5 protein-coding genes and 2 pseudogenes are annotated in these 5,039 nt (G+C 39.4%); all 7 read left to right on the forward strand.

The window, feature by feature from the left end; translation table 11 throughout:
- Positions 1-366, forward strand: a pseudogene (locus tag WA010_RS03285) (3-dehydroquinate dehydratase); the annotation flags it as partial.
- A complete protein-coding gene (locus WA010_RS03290) occupies positions 359-865 on the forward strand; it encodes a FixH family protein (protein WP_422555749.1) in 507 nt (168 codons plus the stop codon). The pseudogene WA010_RS03285 and the gene WA010_RS03290, both read left to right, overlap by 8 nt.
- Before the next feature lie 145 nt (positions 866-1,010).
- Positions 1,011-2,510 carry a peptide-binding protein gene (locus WA010_RS03295; RefSeq protein ID WP_422555750.1) on the forward strand — a complete coding sequence of 500 codons (1,500 nt, stop codon included), beginning with the start codon at positions 1,011-1,013 and terminating at the stop codon, positions 2,508-2,510.
- A complete protein-coding gene (locus WA010_RS03300; RefSeq protein ID WP_422555751.1) occupies positions 2,510-3,163 on the forward strand; it encodes an HAD family hydrolase in 654 nt (217 codons plus the stop codon). Before WA010_RS03295 ends, WA010_RS03300 begins: the two co-directional genes overlap by 1 nt.
- Positions 3,164-3,279: 116 nt before the next feature.
- Entirely contained in the window at positions 3,280-3,837 is a 558-nt protein-coding gene (locus tag WA010_RS03305; protein WP_422555752.1) for a pyruvate flavodoxin oxidoreductase subunit gamma, read from the forward strand.
- A 10-nt stretch (positions 3,838-3,847) separates the two neighbouring features.
- Positions 3,848-4,261, forward strand: a complete 414-nt coding sequence (locus WA010_RS03310) for a 4Fe-4S dicluster-binding protein (protein ID WP_422555753.1) — start codon at positions 3,848-3,850, stop codon at positions 4,259-4,261.
- Positions 4,261-5,039 (forward strand): annotated as a pseudogene (locus tag WA010_RS03315) (2-ketoisovalerate ferredoxin oxidoreductase); the annotation flags it as partial. The gene WA010_RS03310 and the pseudogene WA010_RS03315, both read left to right, overlap by 1 nt.

Below are 5,039 nucleotides of genomic sequence, written 5' to 3' on the forward strand. Positions count from 1 at the left end.
GTTCTGAGCCCCAATGCAACCTTTATGGGTTCTGTTGTGAGTGCCATTATGTTTGCACGCAGTTATGATGAAGCTGCAGAACTTATCAGTAATCGAGGAGGGACAATTTTACCAATTTTGGCAGAACGTGCCAAAGGGGCTGAAATTGTTTCTAAATACTCGGTTGCAATGTTTAATGGCTATAGCGATGTAGCAGAACAGATCGCTGAGCATCACAATGTTACCTTAAGCTCATCTGCAGGTAGTGGAAGTAAAAATTTTATCGATATTTTACGGGTAATCTTTTACGGTATTATTCTTTTTGCAGTTTTCAAATATTTGCGGGGAAAATACTTGCGTAGAAAAGAGGGATCATCAAATGTTTAAAAACCCCGGAACGAAATGGCCCATTATCATCGGACTCTCTATCGTTGGTGTTATTGGTGCGTGTGTCTGGACGATAAAAGTAGCAATAAATAATCCGGTAGAGATGTCAGAATACGGTATGCAAAATTACCATGAATATGACAGGGATGCAAATGAAATTATAGAAGCGAAAATCGCATTTGATCGAAAATATTCAATTACTTTTTTGACATCGCAAATTGCTCAAAAAGGGACAGTTATCGAGTATAACTTAAGTGACAAAATGGGTAATATGGTCAATGATGCAAAAATTGATGTTATACTAACTCGACCGGACATGAATAAATTTGATATTAATCTCTCAATAGCGACGGTTGTTGATGGTAAATATACTTTTAGTGCTGTTGATTTGCCAAAAGCAGGTCGATGGGATATTATGGCGAAAGTTTCTGTAGGAGATGATCAACGCTATTATAATATTAAAGCGGATACCCGTAATTCAATAAATACCGAATTTTAAACTTTTAGTTACTTTCAAATTCCATGGGATATTATACCCCATAGAGTAAATTCAATTTCATCATTTATTATAGTACCATCTGAATATATATTCTGAAAAAAAGAAAAAATTAGATGTTATAATCTTATTTAAAAATAGGTTGAAATTGAAACTATTATTACTTCTTTTACAGAGTGTTTGGCTAATTGCTTCAACGTTGCACCTGAATGCTTCCTCCAACCCTGCGCGTCTTAACCCGCTAATTGCTACCGATCTGCCCAGTTCTTCAATCGCCGGTTTTTTATTCAATTCTCTTGTAAAATATGATGAGACAGGGCAGAAAATCATCGGAGATTTAGCGGAGTCATACCGTTTTGTGACGCCGACGTTGATTGAGTTTAAACTCCGTCGCGGAGTCAAATGGCATGATGGGAGAGCGTTTAGTGCCCACGATGTTCTTTTTACCTACGATTTGATCAAATCACCAATGACGATTACACCTTATTCATCCGATTTTCGTGTTGTCAAAAGTGTTAAAGTGATCGATGAATATACTCTTCGCGTTCTCTATAAAAAACCCTATTTTAAAGCATTGGAAGTTTGGATGATAGGGATTGTGCCTCGCCATATTCTGAGCCACGAAAAAGACATTATGGGTTCTTCATTTAATACTGCTCCGATTGGTACTGGTCCTTATGTGCTCAAAAAGCTTGAATTTTCCAAACAGATCGTATTGGAATCAAACCCTAGCTATTTTGAGCATCGCCCTAAGATTGATAAAATAGTTTTTCATATTATCAGTGATCCAATGACACGGTTTTTAATGCTTAAATCAGGTGAGATCGATGTAGATGGATTAGAACCGATGCAGTTTGAGAGGCAGTTGGATAAAAGTTTTCATAATCGTTTTACTACGTTGGAACTTCCTTCACACAGTTATACTTATTTGGGGTTCAACCTGAGACTCAAAAAATTTCAAGATCCGCGTGTTCGTGAAGCACTCTCTTTGGCAATCGACCGCGAAGCATTGATTGATGTATTGTTTTTGCGTCACGCTAAAGTGTGTACGGGACCATTTTTACCGGGAGCCAAAGGATTTAACGATCGCGTAAAAGTGCCAAAACGTAATCTTGCACGTGCAAAAGAGCTTCTTAGGACAGCAGGGTACAGTGCCGAAAAACCATTCGAATTTGAGATTGCAACATCAAATTCGAATGCCATTCGTCCATATGCCGCTGAAATTTTACAGCGTCAGCTTTTGGATGTCGGGGTAAAGGTAACACTTAGGGTTATGGAATGGCAGGCATTTTTAAATACAGTTATTGCTCCGAGAAAATTTGAGACGGTATTGCTCGGATGGTCGCTTTCTCTTACGCCTGATCCCTATACCCTTTGGCATAGTGAGAGTGATATTTCCGGTGGATTTAATTTGGTGGGATATCACTCGAATAAGACTGATAGACTGATAGAGCAGATGGAGCGTTCGACCGATCCGGAGAAAATTGCTGCATTGCAGAGGAAAATTTTTGCGCAGATTGTCGGAGAAAATCCCTATCTATTTTTGGTTATTCCCAATCAAATAAATGTTTATAGTCGATCGATTAAAGGGGTTAAACCGACGATTAATGGTATATGGGAAGATTACATTAAGTGGGAGAAAAAATAGTGTCGAAGCCGATAATATTGTTTGATTTGGATGGAACTTTGATTGATTCGACTGAAGCAATTTTGGAGAGTTTTCATCACTCTTTGAAAATTCATGGAATGCTACACGATATCGATAATTCAAAGATCACGGAGCAAATCGGTCATACGTTAGAGACGATGTTTGCAGGTGTTGGAGTGAATGAATCGTTTATTGATTCACACGTAGCGACTTATAAACTTTATTATAGAGAGATTGCGCGTCAAAAGACGGTGTTGCTTCCTGGTGCATCGGAAGCTATTCAAGAAGCAGTATCCTTTGCTCGTTTAGGGATTGTGACAACAAAAACAGCACTGTATTCACGTGAATTAATGGAGTATTTTGAATTAATGGAATTTTTTGAAGTGTTGATTGGACGAGAACATGTGGAGAATCCAAAACCTCATCCTGAACCGATTTTTAAAGCATTGGAACAAATGGGTAAGAGAGGGGATAACGTGTGGATGATCGGGGATACCCGTCTAGATATTGAAGCGGCAAACCGTGCGGGTATCGCTCATGTCGCAGTGACAAGCGGTTATGATAATAAATTCCAATTAATTGAATTAACTAATATTATAAAAAATAATGCCCTTGAAGCAGTGCAATACATTGCTAAGCGGGTTTTAAAGTAACACTTTATTTGTGGTTTTTCAGCTCATGGCGGGTGAAAAGCTACATTTAAGAGCAACTTTCATAGAATACACGTATTGATAAAATTCAACTTAAACTTAAGTCAGAGGGAGAATTCATGCTAGAAATTCGATGGCATAGTCGTGCTGGACAAGGTGCCGTGACCGGTGCTAAAGGGTTAGCCGACGTTGTATCCACCACCGGTAAGCATGTACAGGCATTTGCGTTTTACGGTTCAGCAAAGCGCGGAGCAGCGATGACAGCGTACAATCGCGTTGATGATAAAGTCATCTTAAATCATGAAAAATATATGAAACCAGATTATGTTTTGGTGATTGACCCTGCTCTTGTTTATGTCGCAGATATTACTGCGAATGAAAAAGAGGATACTGTTTATATTATTACATCACATATGAGTACAGAAGAGTTAATCGCCTCGCAGCCAAAATTGGCGGGAAAAAAGGTGTATACCGTTGACTGTATTAAAATTTCCCAAGAGACAATCGGAAAAGCGATTCCTAATACTCCAATGCTGGGTGCATTGATGAAGGTATCAGGAATGTATGAAATGGACTTCTTTAAAGAAAATATGGTTCGTGTACTAAAAAAATTGCCACAAAAAATTATTGATGCCAACATGATCGCGATTCAACGCGCGTATGATGAAGTGAAGTAAGGAGCACATGATGGAAAAAAAAGGATGGGATGGGTTTGAAATTGGTGCCATGCTCCGAACGTTTGATGGTGCAGTAAGTGATATTGCAACGACGCTTCCGGAGAATCGCCCTTACTCACAATCAAGCTCTTTTACCGCGAGTGTAGCGGATTGGCGGATTGAAAAACCTTTGTTTAACAAAGATTACTGTATTGATTGTCAGTTTTGTTGGATATATTGTCCTGATATGTCCATTATTTCTCGTGATAAAAAAATGATCGGAATAGACTTTGATCATTGTAAAGGGTGTGGTATCTGTGTTCAAGTGTGTCCGACGAATCCAAAATCACTTTTGATGTTTGCGGAACAAAAAGATGAAGAGAGTGCTCTTTCTGAATGGCCTCAAAAAGAGAAAAAAGCTGATACTGAAGTGAAGGAAGACTAATGGCTGATACAATCGAATTACGCGATATCGAGGTATGGGACGGTAATATGGCGGCAAGTCATGCGCTTCGACAAGTGCAGGTAGACGTTGTAGCTGCTTATCCTATTACTCCATCGACCCCTATCGTTGAAAATTATGCTGGTTTTACGGCTAATGGCTATGTTGACGGTGAATTCGTAATGACCGAATCTGAGCATGGTGCAATGTCCTGCTGTATTGGTGCTGCTGCTGCGGGTGGGCGTGTTGCTACAGCTACATCATCACAAGGTTTTGCATTGATGTTGGAGACACTTTATTCTGCGTCAGGAATGCGTTTGCCGATCGTTCTCAATCTTGTAAACCGTGCTATTGGGGCACCACTTAACGTTAATGGTGACCACTCTGATATGTACATGGGGCGTGATAGTGGCTGGATTCAATTTGGTGCTTATTCTCCGCAAGAAGCATATGATTTAAATTTTATTGCTTTTAAAGTATCTGAAGATCATGATGTCCGTTTGCCGGCCATTGTTAACCAAGATGGCTTTATGACTTCTCATACGGCTCAAGGTGTTCATACCCTAAGCGATGAAGTGGCTTATAACTTTGTCGGCGACTATAAACCGATGAATGATATGCTTGATCTTGATCATCCCGTCACTCACGGAGTTCAAACCGAAGAAGATTGGCATTTTGAGCACAAAGCACGCCAACAACACGCATTGATGACAGCCGTATTGCCAAAAATCCAAGCAGCATTTGATGATTTTGAAAAATTATCAGGGCGTAAATACAACAT

Source organism: Sulfuricurvum sp. (assembly GCF_049305995.1).
GTDB lineage: Bacteria > Campylobacterota > Campylobacteria > Campylobacterales > Sulfurimonadaceae > Sulfuricurvum.